The 19,893-nt window shown below is 63.0% G+C and carries 18 protein-coding genes, 1 tRNA gene and 2 pseudogenes; 10 read left to right on the forward strand and 11 right to left on the reverse strand.

The window, feature by feature from the left end:
• Positions 1 to 97 precede the first annotated feature (97 nt).
• From H9L06_RS03480 to H9L06_RS03505, 6 genes are read left to right on the forward strand one after another with little or no spacing between them, the layout of a single operon-like run.
• On the forward strand, positions 98 to 1,048 hold the full coding sequence (locus H9L06_RS03480; protein ID WP_246454477.1) for an ABC transporter ATP-binding protein: 951 nt from the start codon (positions 98 to 100) through the stop codon (positions 1,046 to 1,048).
• Entirely contained in the window at positions 1,045 to 2,076 is a 1,032-nt protein-coding gene (locus tag H9L06_RS03485) for an aliphatic sulfonate ABC transporter substrate-binding protein (protein WP_187555862.1), read from the forward strand. The genes H9L06_RS03480 and H9L06_RS03485 overlap by 4 nt, the downstream gene beginning before the upstream one ends.
• On the forward strand, positions 2,073 to 2,882 hold the full coding sequence (locus H9L06_RS03490) for an ABC transporter permease (RefSeq protein WP_187555863.1): 810 nt from the start codon (positions 2,073 to 2,075) through the stop codon (positions 2,880 to 2,882). Before H9L06_RS03485 ends, H9L06_RS03490 begins: the two co-directional genes overlap by 4 nt.
• Positions 2,873 to 4,882, forward strand: a complete 2,010-nt coding sequence (gene acs, locus H9L06_RS03495; RefSeq protein WP_382336305.1) for an acetate--CoA ligase — start codon at positions 2,873 to 2,875, stop codon at positions 4,880 to 4,882. Before H9L06_RS03490 ends, acs begins: the two co-directional genes overlap by 10 nt.
• The gene (locus tag H9L06_RS03500; RefSeq protein ID WP_187555865.1) at positions 4,879 to 6,213 is read left to right on the forward strand and encodes an O-acetylhomoserine aminocarboxypropyltransferase/cysteine synthase family protein; all 1,335 of its coding nucleotides are present in this window, start codon (positions 4,879 to 4,881) and stop codon (positions 6,211 to 6,213) included. Before acs ends, H9L06_RS03500 begins: the two co-directional genes overlap by 4 nt.
• The gene (locus H9L06_RS03505; protein WP_187555866.1) at positions 6,210 to 6,779 is read left to right on the forward strand and encodes a CoA-binding protein; all 570 of its coding nucleotides are present in this window, start codon (positions 6,210 to 6,212) and stop codon (positions 6,777 to 6,779) included. Before H9L06_RS03500 ends, H9L06_RS03505 begins: the two co-directional genes overlap by 4 nt.
• Before the next feature lie 2 nt (positions 6,780 to 6,781).
• On the opposite strand, the gene H9L06_RS03510 is transcribed toward H9L06_RS03505, so the two are convergent.
• Positions 6,782 to 7,303, reverse strand: coding sequence for a 2-phosphosulfolactate phosphatase (locus tag H9L06_RS03510; protein ID WP_187555867.1), 522 nt, complete (start codon positions 7,301 to 7,303; stop codon positions 6,782 to 6,784).
• 130 nt (positions 7,304 to 7,433) lie between these two features.
• Between H9L06_RS03510 and msrB the strand changes: the two genes are divergently transcribed.
• Both msrB and H9L06_RS03520 read left to right on the forward strand, forming a co-directional pair.
• Positions 7,434 to 7,838, forward strand: coding sequence for a peptide-methionine (R)-S-oxide reductase MsrB (gene msrB / locus H9L06_RS03515; RefSeq protein WP_187555868.1), 405 nt, complete (start codon positions 7,434 to 7,436; stop codon positions 7,836 to 7,838).
• A gap of 83 nt (positions 7,839 to 7,921) precedes the next feature.
• A complete protein-coding gene (locus H9L06_RS03520; RefSeq protein ID WP_187555869.1) occupies positions 7,922 to 8,374 on the forward strand; it encodes a flavodoxin family protein in 453 nt (150 codons plus the stop codon).
• Between the two features lie 64 nt (positions 8,375 to 8,438).
• Here H9L06_RS03520 and H9L06_RS03525 read toward each other — a convergent pair whose 3' ends face one another.
• Both H9L06_RS03525 and H9L06_RS03530 read right to left on the reverse strand, forming a co-directional pair.
• Positions 8,439 to 9,815: an NAD-dependent succinate-semialdehyde dehydrogenase gene (locus H9L06_RS03525; RefSeq protein WP_187555870.1), complete on the reverse strand. Its 1,377-nt coding sequence runs from the start codon at positions 9,813 to 9,815 to the stop codon at positions 8,439 to 8,441.
• A gap of 346 nt (positions 9,816 to 10,161) precedes the next feature.
• Positions 10,162 to 10,236: transfer RNA gene (locus H9L06_RS03530), tRNA-Gln, on the reverse strand.
• A gap of 134 nt (positions 10,237 to 10,370) precedes the next feature.
• Here H9L06_RS03530 and H9L06_RS03535 point away from each other — a divergent pair.
• Positions 10,371 to 10,676 (forward strand): hypothetical protein, encoded by a 306-nt coding sequence (locus H9L06_RS03535; protein WP_187555871.1) that lies wholly within the window; start codon positions 10,371 to 10,373, stop codon positions 10,674 to 10,676.
• 15 nt (positions 10,677 to 10,691) lie between these two features.
• Here H9L06_RS03535 and H9L06_RS03540 read toward each other — a convergent pair.
• The 7 genes and pseudogenes from H9L06_RS03540 to H9L06_RS03570 form a co-directional block, all read right to left on the reverse strand.
• A pseudogene (locus H9L06_RS03540) lies at positions 10,692 to 11,994 on the reverse strand (thymidine phosphorylase).
• A 19-nt stretch (positions 11,995 to 12,013) separates the two neighbouring features.
• Positions 12,014 to 12,415 carry a cytidine deaminase gene (locus H9L06_RS03545; RefSeq protein ID WP_187555872.1) on the reverse strand — a complete coding sequence of 134 codons (402 nt, stop codon included), beginning with the start codon at positions 12,413 to 12,415 and terminating at the stop codon, positions 12,014 to 12,016.
• An 8-nt stretch (positions 12,416 to 12,423) separates the two neighbouring features.
• Positions 12,424 to 13,764 carry an ABC transporter permease gene (locus tag H9L06_RS03550; protein WP_187555873.1) on the reverse strand — a complete coding sequence of 447 codons (1,341 nt, stop codon included), beginning with the start codon at positions 13,762 to 13,764 and terminating at the stop codon, positions 12,424 to 12,426.
• Positions 13,761 to 14,996, reverse strand: coding sequence for an ABC transporter permease (locus H9L06_RS03555; RefSeq protein WP_187555874.1), 1,236 nt, complete (start codon positions 14,994 to 14,996; stop codon positions 13,761 to 13,763). Before H9L06_RS03555 ends, H9L06_RS03550 begins: the two co-directional genes overlap by 4 nt.
• Positions 14,993 to 16,492, reverse strand: a complete 1,500-nt coding sequence (locus H9L06_RS03560) for an ABC transporter ATP-binding protein (RefSeq protein ID WP_187555875.1) — start codon at positions 16,490 to 16,492, stop codon at positions 14,993 to 14,995. The genes H9L06_RS03555 and H9L06_RS03560 overlap by 4 nt, the downstream gene beginning before the upstream one ends.
• An 88-nt stretch (positions 16,493 to 16,580) precedes the next feature.
• The gene (locus tag H9L06_RS03565; RefSeq protein WP_187555876.1) at positions 16,581 to 17,666 is read right to left on the reverse strand and encodes a BMP family lipoprotein; all 1,086 of its coding nucleotides are present in this window, start codon (positions 17,664 to 17,666) and stop codon (positions 16,581 to 16,583) included.
• Positions 17,667 to 17,857: 191 nt separating this feature from the next.
• A complete protein-coding gene (locus tag H9L06_RS03570; RefSeq protein WP_187555877.1) occupies positions 17,858 to 18,808 on the reverse strand; it encodes a Ppx/GppA phosphatase family protein in 951 nt (316 codons plus the stop codon).
• A gap of 22 nt (positions 18,809 to 18,830) precedes the next feature.
• Between H9L06_RS03570 and H9L06_RS12030 the strand changes: the two are divergent.
• Positions 18,831 to 19,007 (forward strand): annotated as a pseudogene (locus tag H9L06_RS12030) (GntR family transcriptional regulator); the annotation flags it as partial.
• A 185-nt stretch (positions 19,008 to 19,192) separates the two neighbouring features.
• Here H9L06_RS12030 and deoC read toward each other — a convergent pair.
• A complete protein-coding gene (gene deoC / locus H9L06_RS03580; RefSeq protein WP_187555879.1) occupies positions 19,193 to 19,879 on the reverse strand; it encodes a deoxyribose-phosphate aldolase in 687 nt (228 codons plus the stop codon).
• Positions 19,880 to 19,893 lie beyond the last annotated feature (14 nt).

Here is a 19,893-nt window from a genome sequence, read left to right on the forward strand (position 1 = left end):
ATCGCGCTTCCGAATTAACTGCGCTTATCTGACGCCAAAGTTGAGCTTATGCGTCAGAGTGTTACAGCCGACTTTCACAAATCGCGAAAGGCCCGGCATGCTTATACTCATGCCCGAAACGATCGAGACACAGCAGACCGCGCCCGCGGGTCGCGTGCGCATCGAGAACGTTGAGCGCACCTTCTCCACGCAGGAGGGTCCTCGCACCGTTCTGCGCGACCTCGATCTCGACGTAAACTCTGGCGAGATCATCGCGATTGTCGGCCCGTCAGGCTGCGGCAAGTCGACGCTGCTTCGCCTCGTTGGCGGGCTCGACTCCCCGACTGAGGGCGCGATCACCATTGATGAGGATCGCATTCGCGCGCACGACGACCACACGGCGATCGCGTTTCAGGAGCCCCGGCTGCTCCCGTGGCGCACCATCGCGCAGAACGTTGCGCTCGGACTCCCCCGCGGTACCCGCGGCCGCCAGGCGAAGGAACGCGTCGCCGAGCTCCTCGAGCTCGTGGGCCTCACCCATGCGGCAGACCAGCGTCCGCGGGAGGTCTCGGGCGGCATGGCCCAGCGCGCCTCGCTCGCACGCGCCCTCGCGCGCAGCCCCCGCGTGCTGCTGCTCGATGAGCCGTTTGGGGCCCTCGACGCACTCACGCGCCTGAAGATGCACGACCTGCTGCTTGAGATCCACCGCGCACAGCCCACGACGATTGTGCTCGTCACGCACGACGTCGAAGAGGCAATCTATCTTGCGGATCGCGTGCTCATGCTTCGTAATCTGCATGCAACCGACGCCGAGCCAGAGCGCCCCCGCGCAAAAGTTGTGGCCCTCGGTTCGAGCTCGGGTATTGGCGCGCTGGGATCCGCTCGAACTTCTGAATCACCCCACGAGACCGCGGTAAAAACCCGACCTACAAACGGCTCGATCGCCCGTCTCGTCTCTGTACCTGGCACACGCCCGCGCGATCGCGGCGCACGTGCTTTCACCGATCTGCGCACCGGCCTGCTTGACGGGCTCGGTGTTCACAAACACATCACCAAGGAGAACGCATGAGTATCACGAAGAAGACCACACGATCGATTACCGCGACCGCTGTCGCTGGCCTCCTCGCGCTCTCAATGGCAGGATGCGTTCAGGGCGAAGGTGGCGGATCCGAGGCACCTGCTGAGGGCAGCGAGTGGTCGACCAACACGCTCTCGATTGACTGGGCAACTTACAACCCGCTGAGCCTCGTCATCAAGGACCAGGGCCTCATCGAAGAGGCACTCGGCGACACTGTCGAGGTCGAGTGGCTGCAGTCGGCTGGCAGCAACAAGGCAAACGAGATGCTCCGTTCGGGTTCGGTTGACGTCGGCTCGACCGCTGGTTCGGCCGCGCTCTTCGCTCGCGCCAATGGCTCGCCCATCAAGGTCATCAACATCTACTCGCAGCCAGAGTGGTCGGCGATCGTGGTTGACGCAGACAGCGAGATCACCGACGTTGCTCAGCTCAAGGGCCAGTCGGTCGCTGCGACCAAGGGTACCGACCCATACTTCTTCCTCCTCCAGGCGCTCGAAGAGGCAGGCCTCACGATCGACGACGTCGAGGTGCAGAACGTGCAGCACGCTGACGGCTGGTCACTGCTCGCCGGTGGATCAGTGCAGGCATGGAGCGGTCTCGATCCGATCATGGCCGGGGCAGAGCAGGATTCGGGCGCAAAGCTCATCTACCGCAACGTTGACTTCAACACCTACGGCTTCTTGAACGCGACCGAAGACTTTATCGAGAACCACGCTGACGTCGCACAGGTCGTCGTCGATGCCTACGAAGAGGCTCGCGCATGGGCAGCTGAGAACCCAGACGAGGTTGCGCAGCTGCTTGCTGATGCAGCGTCGATCGACATCGAGGTTGCGAAGAAGGTCATCGCTGAGCGCTCGAACCTGGACGTATCGGGCGTCCCGGGCCAGGCTCAGGTCGACGTGCTCAACGCGATCGCTCCGATCATCGCCGAGTCGGGCGACGTCTCGGGCGGCCAGGAGGCCCTCGACAAGGCAATCTCTGAGATCGTGTTCGATGAGTTCGCTCTGAAGGCAACCGAATGACTGATGGGGTAACCACGACCACAGGGGCGGCGCAGCAGCGTGCGCCCCTGTGGTCGCTTACTTGGGTCAAGATCGCGGGCGGATTTATTGTTCCGCTCGTCATTCTCGCGCTCTGGCATTACGTCACGACGACTGGCATCGTGCCGACGTACCGGCTTCCGACGCCGTGGTCGGTCGTCGAGGCCGGCATTGAGCTCGTGCAGCGCGGCGAGCTCTGGCTGCATATCGCGATCTCGGTGCAGCGCGTGTTCATCGGCTTTGCCGCTGGATCACTTATCGCACTCGCATTCGCCGCCATCGTTGGTCTCTCGCGCATCGGCGGGGTGCTCCTCGCTCCCACGCTCGTTGCGCTCCGCGCCGTGCCGTCGCTGGCCTGGGTGCCGCTGCTCATTCTCTGGCTGCAGGTTGGTGAGGAGTCGAAGATCACGCTGATCGCGATCGGCGCGTTCTTCCCCGTGTACACCACGGTCGCCGACGCGCTGCGCCACGTGAACCCGCAGATTGTCGAGGCCGGCCGCACGTTCGGCCTGCGCGGCTGGTCGCTGTTCCTCACCGTGCAGCTGCCGGCGGTCGTGCCATCGGTCGTGTCTGGCCTGCGCCTCGCGCTCGCTCAGGCGTGGCTGTTCCTCGTCGCCGCCGAGCTTCTCGGCGCTTCGATGGGTCTCGGCTGGATGCTCAACGACTCGCAGCAGACCGGTCGCGTCGACCGTATCCTCCTCGCTATCGTGCTCCTCGCTCTGCTCGGCACCATCACGAACGCGATTCTCGTTGTGTTCGAGAAGGCTGTGCTGAAGAGGTGGATGTGACCGCAGAAGCTGGCCTCGTCGAGAACCGTCTCGTCGAGACGCGCTCCTACCCCGCCCCTGCGGCGTTCGCCGCCCAGGCGAATGTCGACGCGTCAGTCTACGAGACCGCAAACGCAGACCCGGTAGCGTTCTGGGAGGCCGCCGCGCGCAGACTCGATTGGGTGACGCCGTGGCACACTGCGCACACGTGGTCGCCTCCGGTCGAAGGCCCCGACGGTCTCACCGTGCCCGAGGCCACGTGGTTTGCGGGCGGCACCCTCAATGTCGCTGTCAATTGTGTGGATCGTCACGTTGACGCAGGTCGCGGCAATAAAACGGCGCTCTTCTTTGAGGGCGAACCCGGCGACCGCGTCACCGTGAGCTACGCCGACCTGCAGCGCCGAGTGGCCCAGGCCGCGAACGCGCTCATCCAACTCGGAATCGGGCCGGGCGACCGCGTTGTCATCTACCTGCCCGTGCTCATCGAGACCGTCGTCATCACCCTCGCGTGCGCGCGCATCGGCGCGGTGCACTCGCTGGTGTTCGGCGGATTCTCGGCCGAGGCCGTGCGGTTCCGACTCGAAGACACCCGCGCAAAGTTGCTCGTCACGACCGACGGGCAAAATCGCCGTGGCAAGCAGGTAGAGGTGAAGTCGGCTGCCGATATCGCAGCGGCGGATCTGTCCCACCTCGAACACGTACTCGTTGTGCGCCGCACCGGGCAAGACATCGCCTGGACCGAGGGCCGCGACGTCTGGTGGCACGAAGCCGTCGACACGCAACCAGACACGCACACTCCGCAGGCGTTCGACTCAGAGCACCCGCTCTTCATCATCTACACCTCGGGTACGACGGGCACCCCGAAGGGTCTCGTGCACACTTCCGGCGGATACCTCACGCACGCGAGCTACGCGCACTGGTCGCACTTCGATGCGAAACCCGACGACGTGCACTGGTGCACCGCAGACCTCGCGTGGGTCACCGCGCACACGTACGAGATCTACGGCCCGCTCTCGAACGGCCTCACCCAGGTCATCTACGAGGGCACGCCCGACACCCCGCACCGCGAGCGGCACCTCGAGATCATCGAGCGCTACGGCGTGACCGTCTATTACACGGCTCCCACACTGATCCGCTCGTTTATGACCTGGTTCGGCGATGACCTGCCGACCGGCCACGACCTCTCGTCGATTCGCTTGCTCGGCACTGTCGGCGAGGCAATCAACCCCGAGGCGTGGGTCTGGTTCCGCCGCAACTTTGGTCGCGACGAGACACCCGTAATCGATACATGGTGGCAGTCCGAGACCGGCGCCGCGATGATCGTGCCGCTCCCTGGCGTCACAACGCTCAAACCGGGTTCCGCCACCGTTGCGCTGCCGGGAATCGACATGGCCGTCGTTGACGAGTCGGGCACCCCGGTTGAACCCGGCAGGTCAGGAACGCTCGTCGCGAGGCGCCCGTGGCCCGGCATGGCCCGCACCGTGTGGGGTAATCCCGAGCGCTACCGCGACTCGTACTGGGCCCCCTTTGCGGGCCACGGCGAGCACGGCGCGTACTATGTTGCGGGCGACGGAGCTACCGTAGACGCCGACGGGTATATCTGGATCCTCGGACGCCTCGACGACGTCGTGAACGTCTCGGGCCACCGACTTTCGACCATAGAGATTGAATCGTCGTTGGTCTCGCACCCCGCGGTTGGCGAGGCGGGCGTGACCGGCGTGTTTGATCCGCTCACTGGCCAAGCGGTCGCGGCATTCGTCGTCGATGGATCGGCCGGCGCCGCCTCACACGACGAGCTTCGCGCCCAGGTCGCCCACGACATTGGGCCGATCGCGAAACCGCAGATCATTGTGCGGGTTCCTGAACTTCCCAAAACTCGCTCGGGTAAAATTCTGCGACGGCTGCTTGCGCAGCTGTGGCAGGGCGATCCGCTCGGCGATACCACCAGCCTGCAAAACCCCTGGGCCATCGATGGCGTGCGCGAAGCCGTGCGCGAGGCCCGCGACAAGGAGACCAAATGAGTGAGCACCAGTTCGGGTTCCGCACCCGAGCCCTCCACGCTGGAGGCACCCCCGACGCGACCACAGGCGCCCGGGCCGTGCCGATCTACCAGACCACATCGTTCGTGTTCGACAACTCGAAAGACGCAGCGAACCTCTTCGCCCTGCAGAAGTACGGCAACATCTACTCGCGCATCGGCAACCCGACCGTCGCGGCTCTCGAAGAGCGCATCGCGTCGCTCGAGGGTGGCATCGGCGCGGTCGCGACCGCGAGCGGCATGTCTGCCGAATTCATCACGTTTGCCGCGCTCGTCGGTCAGGGCGACCACATCGTCGCATCGGCGCAGCTTTACGGTGGCACCGTCACCCAACTCGACGTGACGCTTCGCCGCTTCGGCGTCGACACCACGTTCGTGGCGAGCGCCGACCCCGAGGAGTTCCGCAAGGAGATTCGCGCGAACACCAAGGCGCTCTACGTCGAGGTCATCGGTAACCCCGGCGGCGAGATCGCCGACATCGAGGGGCTCGCAGCCGTCGCGCACGAGGCCGGTATTCCGCTCGTCGTCGATGCGACCCTCGCGACCCCGTACCTCGTGCGCCCAATCGAGTACGGTGCTGACATCGTGATCCACTCGGTCACCAAGTTCCTCGGCGGCCACGGCACCACACTCGGCGGCGTCGTCGTCGAGGCGGGCACCTTCAACTGGGGCAACGGCAAGTTCCCCACGATGACCGAGCCGGTCGAGTCATACGGCGGCATCTCGTGGTGGGACAACTTCGGCGAGTACGGCTTCCTCACGAAGCTCCGCAGCGAGCAGCTTCGCGACATCGGCCCCTCGCTCAGCCCGCAGTCTGCGTTCAACCTGCTGCAGGGCGTCGAGACGCTGCCGCAGCGCATCGACGCGCACGTCGCAAACGCACGCATCGTTGCTGAGTGGCTCGCTGATGACCCACGTATCTCGTTCGTCACGTGGGCCGGCCTCGACGGCCACCCACACCAGGAGCGCGCGCAGAAGTACCTGCCGCTCGGCCCCGGTTCGGTGTTTGCGTTCGGCGTGCGCCCGTCGGGTGACTTTGCCTCTGACGCCGAACGCCAGCAGGCGGCGCGCGAAACCGGTGAGAAGTTCATCGACTCGCTGCAGCTCGCGAGCCACCTCGCGAACATCGGTGACGCGCGTACGCTCGTGATCCACCCCGGCTCGACGACCCACCAGCAGCTCTCTGACGAACAGCTCGAAAAGGCTGGCGTGCCTGCTGACCTGATCCGCATTTCGGTCGGTATCGAGGACCCAGAAGACATCGTGTGGGATCTGGATCAGGCCCTCACCCTCGCGACAGGAGAAACCCGATGAGCGACGCGAACACCCCCGCTACTGCACCCCAGGGCGACGCTTGCGCGCTGCCCGCGCCTGCCGCGTCTGGCCCCGCGCACGCCGAGCGCACTTGGCAGGGGCCGACCGCTCCTGAGCGCCTCGGAATTCTGCGCCGCGCCAAGTCGATCGCGATTGTCGGCGCGTCAAACAACCCCTCGCGCGCGAGCTACTTCGTTGCGACGTACCTGCTCTCGAGCTCACCGTACGACGTGTACTTCGTGAACCCTCGCGCGACCGAGATTCTCGGTCAGCCCGTCTACGCGTCGCTCGCAGACCTGCCGGTCGTGCCCGACATCGTTGACGTGTTCCGCAAGGATGAGGACCTGCCCGGCGTCGCTCGGGAGGCCGTCGAGATCGGCGCGAAGGCGCTCTGGCTGCAGCTCGGTTCATGGAATGAGGAAGCCGCTGCAATTGCCGAGGATGCGGGGCTCGACGTGGTGATGGATCGCTGCGTGAAGATCGAGCACGCTCGCTTCCACGGTGGGCTGCACCTCGCAGGCTTCGACACCGGCGTGATCTCGTCGAAGCGCCAGGTCGTCGCGTAGGTCTACGAGCGGCGGTCGGGCTCAGCCTCTGAGTCGAGTTCGGCTGCAGCTTTGACTTCGTCGCGGCGATCCGCCTCTTTGAGTTCGAGGCCCGATGCGCTCGCAAGGAACAGGTGCTTCACCGCGCGCGTGAGTGCACGGAACCCCTCGGTTGCTACCGCCACGTCTGGGGCTGAGTGGTCGAGCCCGAGCGTCGTGAGCGCGTCAGCGATGGCGCCAGCGGCGAGGTAGTCCTCGACCGCAAACTCCCCCGCGTCGCCAGCCAGCACGAGGTTGATGGTGGTGCGGCCCGCGCGAGCGAGCTGCTCCTTGTACACAGCTTTTGCTGTGGCAGTGGCGTTGCGAAGCGATCCACTGAACACTGCCGGGCCATGCGCGAGGCCGACCGCCTGCGCGACGAGCGCGTCGTCTGCGCCGATCGCATCTACGACCACCACAATGTCAGCTTCAGCGAGCCGCTCGAGCCCCTTCGATCCCCATCCGAGTCGTACCTGATAGTTCCATTGTGAGCGAGCGTCAGTCATGCCATCAGCTTAGGCTCACTGCCGGAGCTCAAGCGTCAATGTTGCGCGTAGTTACGACCTTGCTCTGCACTATTGCGCTCGATTACGCAACGGGTCCTCGCAACTCAGTGCAAGGGCGTAGAGTTGAGGCATGGCATACGAAGTTTCAAAGACCGAAGAAGAATGGCGCGCCGAGCTCGGTGAGGAAAAGTATGCGGTACTTCGCCAAGCCGGCACTGAACGTGCATGGACTGGCGAGCTGCTCGACGAAGAGCGCGCCGGGCTCTACACCTGCGCCGCGTGTGGCAACGAGCTCTTCAAGAGCGGCACAAAGTTCGACTCGAACTGCGGCTGGCCAAGTTTCTACGAGTCGGTGCGCGACGACGCGGTTGAGCTGCTCGAAGACAACTCGCTCGGCATCACTCGCACCGAGGTGCGCTGCGCGAAGTGCGGCGGCCACCTGGGCCACGTCTTCCCCGACGGATTCGGCACGCCGACCGGCAACCGCTACTGCATGAACTCGCTCTCGCTCGAGTTCAAGCCCGAAGAGGACTAGTGCGTCGCGGCTAGTCGCCGCACTCTGGCGCATTCGGGCCGGAGGCATGCCCGCCTCGCAGTGCCCGAACTACACTGGATCGCATGACCCGTCTGCTCGTTGTTCACCACTCACCTACCCCAGCGGTGCAGAGCATCGCCGATGCGGTACTCGCTGGCACCAACCACGAGGCAATCGAGGGCGTCGAGATTGTCGAACGCCAGGCACTTGAGGCCACCGTCGATGATGTACTCTCGGCAGACGGGTACCTGCTCGGCACTACGGCGAACTTCGGTTACATCTCGGGTGCGCTCAAGCACTTTTTCGATACGACGTTCAATGCGACGCACGAGGTCACTGCAAAGCGTCCGTTTTCATACTGGATCCACGGCGGCTACGACACCACCGGCGCCGAAAACGCGATCAAGTCGATCACCACCGGATACGGGTGGAGCCTGGTTGCCGATCCACTCGTATTCACCGGGGAAGTCGACGACGCACACCTTGAGCGAGCGACCGAGCTTGGCGCCTCGGTCGCCGCATTGCTCATGGAGTAAGGGGTACGGCAAAGGCCCAGAGCGCTTTCGCACCCTGGGCCTTCACTCGTGTGGATCACGGCAGTTACTTGGCGACGAAGTAGAGTCGCTTGTTCGCGAACTCGCCAATCCCGACAGGACCCATCTCGCGGCCAAAGCCCGAACGCTTTACGCCACCAAACGGCATCTCAGCAGCCTCAGCAGCAATCGTGTTCACATGCGCCATGCCGACCTCAAGCTTCGACGCGACACGAGCCGCGCGAGCCTCATCTGTGGAGAACACTGATCCACCAAGACCGAGCGCGCAATCGTTCGCGAGTTCAAGTGCCTCTTCGTCACTCGACACGCGGTACACGGTCGCAACCGGGCCGAACATCTCTTCGCGGTACGACTGCGACTCGCGCGGCACATCGACGAGCACGGTCGGCGAGTAGTACGCACCAGGGCCGTCGGACAGCACACCGCCCGCGAGCACGCGCGCCCCCTCGGCGACCGCCTGCTTCACCTGCGCATCAACGGTCTCAGCGGCAGCACGGGTCGACATCGGCGCGTACTCCCCCTCACCAATGTTCAGCTGATCGCCGGGCTTGAGCCCATCAGCGAGCTTCACGAGCTCTGCGACGAACTCGTCGTAAATGTCATCCATCACGATGAGGCGCTTGTTCGAGTTGCACACCTGACCGACGTTGTACGTGCGGAAATCCCAAGCGGTCTTCGCAACCTCAGCCACATTGTCGGAATCGAGCACCACCATCGGGTCGATACCACCGAGCTCGAGCACGCACTTCTTCAGGTGCGTGCCCGCCTGCGCACCGATGATCGCGCCTGCGCGCTCGGAACCGGTGAGCGAGACGCCCTGCACGCGCGGATCGGCGATCATTGTCGCGATCTGATCGTGCGAGGTGAATAGCGCCTGGTAACCGCCCACGGGTACGCCGGCCTGCTCCATAATCTCCTGGATGACGAGGTTCGAGCGGGCGCAGATGTCTGCGTGCTTCAAGAGGATCGTGTTGCCGAGCACGAGGTTCGGCGCTGCGAAACGCGCGACCTGGTAGTACGGGAAGTTCCACGGCATGACGCCGAGCAGCACCCCCACGGGCAGGTGCTCGATGACTGCCTTGCCCGGGATCGTCGACGGGATCTCGTAATCAGTGATGAGGCCCGGGCCGTACACGGCGTAGTACTCGATGATGTCGGTTGCGAAATCCACTTCGTCGAGGCTCTCAGCGATGGTCTTGCCCATCTCGAGCGCAATAATCTCGGCGAGTTCCTCACGGCGCTCCGCGAAGATCTCAGCGACTCGCTTCACGACCTCGGCGCGCTCCTGCACGCTCCGCTCACGCCACTCGCGGTACACCGCATCCGCGGCCGCAAGTTGCTCCTCGACACGCTCATCGGTCGCCGACTCGAAAGTTTCTACAATCTCGCCTGTGGCCGGGTTTTGAACGCGATACTTCGCCATGTTTCACCTTTTCTAATGAGAGAAATACTCCGCCTCTCACCGTACCAATACGGCCTGATCATGTCGATCGGTAGAACGACCTAGCGGAGCGTCATTCAGGCTTCGGTTGCGCTAACGGTGGCACCGGTGGACGCTATTTCAACTTTAGATTGCTTAAAGTAGAAATAGCTGATGGATCCTCTCACATAGAAGAGACGAAGTGGATCCACGAGGCTTGAAAACTAACTTCTAGAGCGTTAGCTTCCAAGCATTATTTCCCTCTCGCAATTCCCCGGCTCAACCACCACAGGCGAATCTACAAACACAAAAACCCCGGCAGAACCGGGGTCTTAAAGTGTTCAAAACTTGGCTGGGATACCAGGACTCGAACCTAGAATGACGGTACCAGAAACCGTAGTGTTGCCAATTACACCATATCCCAAAGGGTGATTCTGCAACCGTTTCCGGCGCAGCACCAAGAGATAACTTTACCGTGAAACGGCCCGGAACTCAAAACGACACCTTCCTTTTTCAAGGAACCGGCGTACGGTGGAAGGTAACCCTAGGAGGTGCATCATGAAACACGCAACATCCAAGAAGACTGGATCCGAGAAGGCTGCCGCGGAGACGACCCCAGCGGCAAAGAAGCCCTATCTTGAGCCCGGGCATGCTGCGAGCATGCGAGATGCCGGGAACGGGCAGGGAACATACCGCAGGTGGTCGGGTGGCAAGACCATCGATCATCCAGTGATGGACGGCGCAACGCAAAGCTGGAAGGCCGACCACGACTCGGAGAACCCGTGGCGCGGGCTCACAGACCCAGGTCTGATCGTGCACCCGGCGTGGAAGCGCCGCGAGAAGCGGAACTGGTTCTGGAGGTAGTTCCGCAGACGCCAGCTAGGCAGTGATCCGCTCGCGCACGAGCGGGCCTGGTTGGTGTGCGCCTTGCTGCGCCTCCGCGTCGATCTCCCACGCCCCTCGATCGCCTCGAGCGCGCGTGGGAAGCGCGCCGCATCGTCTGCCGACAATGTGAAGAGCGGCTGACCGGCGGTCACAACATCACCCGGCTTCGCGTGAAGGTCGATACCCGCTGCGAAGATCACCGGATCCACCGCACGAGCACGCCCCGCACCGAGTCGCCACGCACCGATACCGAACGGCAGCGCCTCAAGCCGAGAAACAACACCCGACACCGGCGCGGTCACCACGTGGGTTTCGCGCGCGACCGGCAGGGCCGCATCGGGGTCGCCGTCTTGTGCGCGGATCATCTTGCGCCACGCATCCATCGCCTGCCCGTTATCGAGCGCACCTGCCACGTCAGCGTCTCCGAGCCCGACAAGCGCAAGCATCTCCTGCGCGAGCGCGATGGTGAGTTCGCGCACATCGGCTGGACCCCCGCCAGCAAGAATCTCGACCGACTCTCGCACCTCATTGGCATTGCCGATCGCGAGTCCGAGCGGCACATTCATGTCAGTGAGCAACGCCGATGTGTTCACCCCGGAGTCGGTGCCGAGCGCCACCATCGTCTCGGCGAGCTCTTTCGCCATTGCGTAGTCCTGCATGAACGCGCCCGAGCCGAACTTCACGTCGAGCACGAGCGCACCCGTACCCTCGGCGATCTTCTTCGACATGATGCTCGAGGCGATGAGCGGAATGCAGTCAACCGTGCCCGTCACGTCGCGCAGCGCATACAGCTTCTTGTCTGCGGGGCGAGGCCCGATCCAGCAGCGCAAATGACCGCGCCCACCTCGCCGTCGAGCTGCGCGAACATCTCTTCGTTCGAGAGCGCTGCGCGCCACCCCGGAATCGATTCGAGTTTGTCGAGCGTGCCACCCGTGTGCCCGAGCCCGCGGCCCGACAGCTGCGGCACGGCAACACCAAATGAGGCGACGAGCGGCGCGAGCGGCAGGGTGATCTTGTCGCCGACTCCCCCTGTCGAGTGCTTATCGACCGTCGGCTTCGAGAGCCCGTCGAAACTCATGCGCTCGCCAGACTCGATCATCGCGTCGGTCATCACGCGAATCTCGTCGCGCCCCATGCCGCGCTGAAACACCGCCATCGCAAACGACGCCATCTGCGCGTCAGAGACATACCCCCGCGTGTAGGCGTCGATCATCCAGCGCAGTGCGGGCTCTGACACCTCGCCGCCGTCGCGCTTCGAGCGGATCACGTCAACAGCATCAAACGGTTCGACACTCACGGGAAAGTCCTTTCAAAAGTTAAGAAACGATGCGGTCGATATCGCGCGGACCGAACGCGTCGGGCAGTACCTCGTCGATTGTGCGGATCCCTGACACCGTTTCAAGCAGCATGCCCTCTGCAGAGTGCTCGAACAACAACTGGCGGCACCTGCCACACGGCATGATCGTTTCACCGTCGCGGTTTACACACACGAACGCGACGAGCTTACCGCCACCACCCATGTGCAGATCCCCCACCATCGTGCACTCGGCGCATAGCGTCACGCCGTACGAAGCGTTTTCGATGTTGCAGCCCGAGACTATGCGCCCATCCTCGGTGAGTGCGGCCGCACCCACCTGGTATTTCGAATACGGCACGTACGCGTGCTCGAGTGCCGCGACGGCGGCCTCGCGAATCGCGGCCCAATCGATGTCTGCCACTTACACCCCTAAGACTTGATATACGGTTTGCCAGAAGCCGCGGGGCCGCGCGACCGACCAACGAGGCCTGCGACCGCAAAGATCGTGACAACGTACGGCAGCATGAGCATGAACTGGCTCGGCACCGGCGAACCGATGACCGACAGCACGCCCTGCAGGTTCGACGCGAAGCCGAACAGCAGCGCGGCGAGCGTCGCCTTAATCGGATCCCACTTACCGAAGATGACCGCGGCAAGCGCGATGAAGCCAGCACCGGCCGTCATCTCGCGGTTGAACGAAGGCACTGAGGCAAGCGTGTAAAACGCGCCGCCCATGCCCGCGATTGCTCCGGCGAGCATGAGGTTAAGGTATCTGGTGCGCGCCACCTTGATGCCGACGGTGTCTGCCGCCTGCGGATGCTCGCCCACCGCGCGAAGCCTCAGGCCCCAGCGCGTGCGATACATGGCGAACCACACGAGGAACACCACGACGTACATAATGTAGACGATGATGGTCTGCCTGAAGAACACCGGCCCGATGACGGGAATCTCGCTGAGCCCTGGGATCGCGAACGCCTTGAACGGCTGCGGCGAGTTGAGCAGTGCCGAGTTGGGTGCGAGCACCTTCGAGAACAGGAACGTGGTGACGCCGACGACGAGCACGTTCAGCACGACACCGACGATGACCTGGTCGACGAAGTAGGAGATCGCGAAGACGCCCAGCACGAGCGACACGAGCACTGCCGCAACCATCGCGGCTACGATTCCGGCGGTGCCAGCGATCGCGACGGCAGCAGCGTCAGAGATCGACGCGTTCTTGAGTGCGCCGTTGAACACGACTGAAGCAACGACAGCTGCCGAGAAGGCTCCAGCCAGCAGCTGGGCCTCGATCGCGATATTCACGACACCAACGCGCTCACCGATCACACCGCCGAGGGCGCCGAACACGAGCGGGGTTGCGAGCGCGAGTGCGCCGCCCAGCAACCCGATCATCGGAAGCGTGGCGCCCGCTGCGGCCCAAGCGAGAAACCCGACGAGCAGCACGAAGACGTACACGCTCGTGAGCCATAGCGGTGTGCGCTTGCCCTGCTGGGTGCGCAGCGCCGAGTAGCCCGCACAGAGCACGAGCAGCACCGCTGCGATCCACGCAGTCGTTGTCGCGGGCAACGCGACGTCGGGCACCGAAGTGAGTTCATGACCACCGCTCAATCTGAACGTGGTGACGCCCTCGCGCGGGGCGAGCAGCGGGAGCAGGGTGAAGAGAATCGCGAAGATGCCGAAGATGACCGGCGCCTTCCATGAGGTTACGGAGACGCGTCGGAGTTGCTCGCTGAGCGGCTGGTCTGCGGCCGCGGTCGTGGTGGTGCTCATGCCGACACCTCCTTCTTATTGCGAAGTTTTCGCGCCTTGCGTTCTGGATCGGGCAGGTGGAACATAGCGCGCACGAGCGGCGGCGCAGCGATGAACAGCACGATGAGTGACTGCACGACGAGCACAATCTCGACCGGCACGCCCTGCGATGCCTGCATCGCGAAGCCACCGGCCTTGAATGCGCCGAAGAGCACTCCGGCGCCGAGAATACCGAGTGGTGAGGATCGGCCGAGCAGCGCGACCGTGATCGCGTCGAAGCCGATGCCCGCGTCGATATCGCCTCCGAAGCCGCTCGTGACAGTGCCCTGCACCTGGCTCACACCAGCGATACCTACGAGCGCACCTGCGATGAGCATCGCGGTAAAGTACACGCGGCTCACGTTGATGCCCGCGGTCTTCGCAGCCTCGGGGTTGAGGCCAACGGCGCGGAACCGGAAACCGATGCTCGACCGCTCAATGAGCCACCAGGTGAACGCAACCGCGATGAGCGCGAGAATGAGCCCAGCGTGCAGGTTGAACTGGGGTCCGAGAATTTTCGGGAGCACGACCGAATCCGGCATCGCCGCGGTCTTCGGGTTCTGCGACCCCGGAGCCTGCAGCACACCCTGCGTCGCGAGCATCCACGCGAGCAAATACAGCGCAATGTGGTTGAGCATGATCGTCACGATCACCTCGTGCGCGCCCGTCTTCGCCTTGAGAAAACCGGCAATTCCCGCCCACAGGGCGCCCGCGGCCATGCCCGCCGCGGTCGCAACAAGCATGTGGATCGGCCAAGGCATCGACATCGTCGTGCCGACGTAACCTGCAGCTGCAGCAGCCATCAGCAGCTGACCTTGACCACCAATGTTGAACATGCCAGCGCGGAACGCGAGTCCAACGCCGAGGCCCGCCGCGATGAGCGGGGTTGCGAACTTCAGCGTTTCGGTAAGGGGGCGAATGCCTCGCACGAAGGTATCTGCGGTGTAGTTGTAGACGGATCCCCTGAACAGTGCCGCATAGGCCCCAGAGACCGAATCCCAGATCGCAGCGAACGTGTCGCCCGGCCTGGAGAAGAAGTACCCGGCCGCCGCCTGCACGTCTTTATCGGTGAAAGCAATCATGATCGACCCCACGATGATCGCGGCAAGCACCGAGAACAGCGAGATGATCGCGTTGCCGGTGGTGATATCTGTGAAGGCCTTGCGCCAGCGCGATACCTCGGGGGCGGTGAGCGGGCTCTGTGTTTCGGTCATGCCTGTGCTCCTGCCATCATCAAGCCGAGGCGGTCACGCGGTGTGTCTCCGGGCACAATTCCCACGACCTTTCCGCGATACATCACCATGATTCGATCTGCGAGTGCCGTCACCTCATCAAGCTCTGTAGAAATCACGATGACCGGCACCCCCGAGTCTCGAGTTTCGACAATGCGCTGGTGAATGAATTCGATCGAGCCGACATCGACACCGCGTGTGGGCTGCGCCGCGACAAACAGTTCGAGATCTCGGCTGAGCTCGCGCGCAATCACCACCTTCTGCTGGTTGCCGCCCGACAGGCTGCCCGCGGGCTGCGTTGGGCCCTGCGTGCGAATATCAAACTCTTGGATCTTCTCGGTCGCAAACTCGGTGAGCGTGCCGAGCTGCAGCGTTGCAGACTTCACAAACGGTTCGCCGTGTGAACGATCGAGCATCATGTTCTCGGCCACCGTGAACTCTTTCACGAGGCCGTCGACGCTGCGGTCTTCAGGCACAAACCCCACGCCCTCGTCGAGAATGTCGCGCACAGAACGGCCCAGCAACTCTTTGCCGCCGAGCTTTACGCTGCCTCGCGCACTGTCGGCAAGCCCCACGATTGCCTCGGTGAGCTCGGTTTGGCCGTTGCCTTGCACGCCCGCAATCGCGAGCACCTCGCCGCGCTTAACGTCAAAGCTCACGTCATCGACGAGCACAATGCCCGAAGCGTCGGTCACGGTCAGGCCCTCCACCTGCAGCGCGACGTCGCCGAGTTTCGGCGCGTCTTTCTGCACTGTGAGTTCGACCGGGCGCCCCACCATCAGCGACGCCAGCTCGGCGTTGCTTGCGGTTGGAGCCGCTTCGCCCACGACTTTGCCCAGGCGGATCACCGTAATGCGATCCGCCACCTCACGCACCTCGCGCAATTTGTGCGTAATGAACACAATCGACGTGCCCTCATCGCGAAGCTGGCGCATCGTCGCCATGAGTTCGTCGGTTTCTTGCGGGGTGAGCACGGCGGTCGGCTCGTCGAACACCAGAATCTTCGCGTCGCGCGAGAGCGCCTTGATGATCTCAACTCGCTGCTGCACGCCCACGGGAAGGTTCTCGACGAGCGCGTCGGGATCCACATGGAACCCAAACCGGTCTGAAATCTCGCGCACACGCTGCCTCGCCGCGGCAAGATCGAGGATGCCCGCGCCCTTCGTGTTCTCGTGGCCAAGCATGACGTTCTCGGCGACCGTGAACACGGGAATAAGCATGAAGTGCTGGTGCACCATGCCGACTCCCGCAGCCATTGCGTCACCGGGGCCGTCAAAGTGCTGCACCTCACCATCAAGGAGAATCTCGCCCTCGTCTGCACGGTACAGTCCGTACAGCACATTCATGAGGGTCGATTTACCAGCGCCGTTTTCGCCCAGCAGAGAGTGGATCTCCCCCTCGTTCACAACGAGATCAATATGATCATTCGCGGTAAAGGCACCAAACCTCTTTGTGATGCCTCGAAGTTCAAGCTTCATGTGCTCGATCCTAGTGGTGAGTAGTGTCGCACAAAAGGCTCGGGAGCGGCCAGCCTCTGCCAGTCACTCCCGAGCCCTGTGAGATGAATTAGTTCAGGTACGACGTCACAGTGACGTTGCCGTCGATGATGTCTTGCTGCAGCGCCTCAACCTCGGCGACGAGCTCAGCATCTACCTTGTCTTCGAAGTTGTGGAGCGGAGCAAGTGCCACGCCCTCGTTCTCGAGGGTGCCGACGTACGCCTCAGGATCGAACTCACCGTTCGCGCTCGACATAACTGCTTCGTAGACCGAGAGATCCATTGACTTCAGAATCGAGGTGAGCACGAAGTCCTGGGTGCTCTCATCAGTGTTGAACAGGTCAGCGTCAACGCCTACGAGCGCAACGTCGCGGTTCGACTCCTTGATAGCCTGCAGCGCCGACTGGTAGATCGGGCCACCAACTGGGAGCAGCACGTCTACATCTTGATCGAGGATGTTCTGCGCCACGGTCTTCGCGTCCTGGTTCGCTTCGAACCCGCCGGTGAATGAGCCAGTCGTGCCGTCCCAGCCAACAACCTGCACGTCAGCGTCCTTGACCTCGTTGTAGTGGTTCACTCCCTGGAGGAAGCCGTCCATAAAGATCGTGACGGTTGGGAACTCCATGCCACCGAAGGTGCCGACCTTGCCTGACTCAGAGTAGCCAGCCGAGAGGTAGCCAGCGAGGAACGCTGCCTGAGCGGTGTCATAGAGCAACGGCTTGACATTCTCTGCGTCTTTGTTGCCATCGAAGTCATTGTCAGCTGCATCGTCAACGAGAATGTAGTCGATATCGCTGTTCGCTGTCGCCGACTCGACCGTGGCAGCCGAGAGCGCGAAGCCCACCGAAACGATCGCGTTGCAGCCCTCGCTCACCATGCTCTCGAGGTTCGGAGCAAAGTCGGTCTCACCGTTCGACTCGGCCTGAGTCACCTCGACGCCGAGTTCGTCGGCAGCCTTAACGACACCCTCATACGAGAGCTGGTTGAACGAACGATCGTCGAAGCCGCCAGCATCTGAAACGATGCAGGGTGTGAAATCGACTGCAGCTGCGTCGCCGTTCGATTCCTCCGGCGCCTGCCCACAGGCCGAAAGCCCGAGAACCAAGCCAGCAGCGGCGGTGGCGCCGAGCAGCTTCTTAGTGGTGGAGATAGTCATTCATGCCTCCCAGAATGAGTGCTCACGACAGCCGTGGGCAGTTCTTACTCAATGATAAGTTCTACCCCACCAAGGCTGGGTTGGCACACCGGTAGTAGAAATGGTTGTGATTCTGATATGAAACTGTTTGCGAACAGGGGTTTGCTTGGTGAAATCCGCTAGATCGTTGGTGGATTCCTCCATCCCATTCGCTAAGAAACCGGATCAGCGCCGCGACCGTCGAGCGCATCGATGTAGCGCAGCACAATTCCCTCACGCAGTGCCCACGGAGAGATCGTGAGCGTCGGCACGCCAAAGACCTTCATCGCGGTGCGCAACACGACAGCTCCCGCCATGATCTGGTACCCGCGCTCGGGAGTGATACCGGGCAAGTATTCCCTGACCGATCCCGGCATATCGCGCAGGGTCGGCTCCCACTCTCGAAGGCCTGTGTAGTGCAGGGGCGCGAGGTCGCCAGTGTCTGGGTCTGGCGGTCCACCGATGAGCCTTGCGAGTGAGCGGATCGTTTTCGAGGTTCCAACCACTCGCTTTGGCTTTGGCCTGCCCCTAAAGAGTTCGTTGCGAACCTTCGTGAACTCTGCCCTGGCGTGAGCTCGCAAGCGCGAGATGTCGTCGGCTGACGGCGGGTCTTGCGGCAAATACAAAATGGTGGATCGACCCGCACCCAGCGGTAGCGAAACCTGTACATCGGGGTACTCGTCGGCGCCTTGGGCGATCTCGAACGATCCACCGCCAATGTCGAAAAGCAAGATCTCGCCGGCCGACCAACCGAGCCAGCGGCGCACCGCAAGCATGGTGATACGCGCCTCGTCTTCGCCCGAAAGCACATCGAGCTTCACGCCGGTCTCGCGCTCGATTCGGGCGAGCACCTCTTCGCCGTTCGCAGCTTCGCGCAGTGCGCTCGTCGCCGTCGCGATCTGGTCATCGACGCCGATCTCTTTAACCATGGCCACGGCCTCGTTGATCGCCGAGATGATGCCGGTAATGCCCTCTTCGGTAATTGCGCCCTGGTCGTCGAGGTAGCGCATGAGCCGCAACGTCGAGCGCTGCGAGTGATACGGGTTCGGACTCGCTCCCGGGTGTGCGTCAACCACCAACAGGTGAACTGTGTTTGAACCTACGTCGATCACACCGAGTCGCATGGTGAGATTCTATGCTGAATGCATGGCTTCCCCCGATTTCACCATCGACCCCGCATCATCAGTTCCGCCTTTTCGGCAGCTTCACGACAGTGTTGTCGCGGCCGTCAAGTCGGGCGCGCTCGTTCCCGGCGCGAAGCTGCCAACCGTGCGGGCGCTTGCGGCTGAGCTCGGCTTGGCGACGAACACCGTGGCGTCTGCCTACCGCTCGCTTGAGGCGGCAGGCGTGGTTGAGGGGCGGGGCCGGGCGGGCACGTTTGTTCAGTTCGGTGACGACCCGATCGAGTCGGGTGCGCGCCAAATCGCGCTCGATGCTGCGCGGGGGTTGCGCGATCTCGGTGTGGATCGCGCCCGCGCCCTCAAACTGCTGGGAGAGGCCTTCGACGCCTAGTAGCCGGAGTCGGCTGAGGTCGAGCCTTCTGACTCCCAATCGGCGACGATGGCGGCGGTTGCGGAAACACCGAAGCGGGTTGCTCCTGCTTCCCACATTTCGCGCGCCGTCTCAGCTGTGCGAATACCACCCGAGGCTTTCACACCGAGGCGGTCGCCCACTGTTTCTGCCATGAGGCGCACTGCGTGCGCGCTCGCGCCGCCTGCTGAGTGGAAGCCGGTCGAGGTCTTCACAAAGTCAGCACCGGCGCTCTCCGAAGCCTGGCTGCAGGCAACAATCTGCTCATCGGACAGTGACGCGCTTTCAATAATCACCTTGAGCACGTGGTCGGGGCACGCGTCGCGCACGGCGCGAATCTCTGCGCGCAACCCTTCCCAATCAGCCGCCTGCACGAGGCCCGGGTTCACGACCATGTCGATCTCGTCTGCACCGTCGCGCACGGCCTGGGCTGCTTCGAACGCCTTTGCCTCGGCGGTGTGCACTCCCGACGGAAAGCCCACGACGGTCACGATTTCGCGGCCGCGCTTGTCGACCGGAAGCAGCGAGGGGCTCACGCACACGCGCTTTACACCGAGTTCTGCAGCATCTTCGAGAAATGCGTCGAGGTCGGCCTTCGTCGTTGTAGGTGCCAAAAGGGTGTGATCGGCGACCTCAAGAAAGTGTTGCGGGGTAAGTGCAGTCATGCCTCGATTGTAGG

The sequence above is a fragment of the Leucobacter denitrificans genome (assembly GCF_014396385.1).
GTDB lineage: Bacteria > Actinomycetota > Actinomycetes > Actinomycetales > Microbacteriaceae > Leucobacter > Leucobacter denitrificans.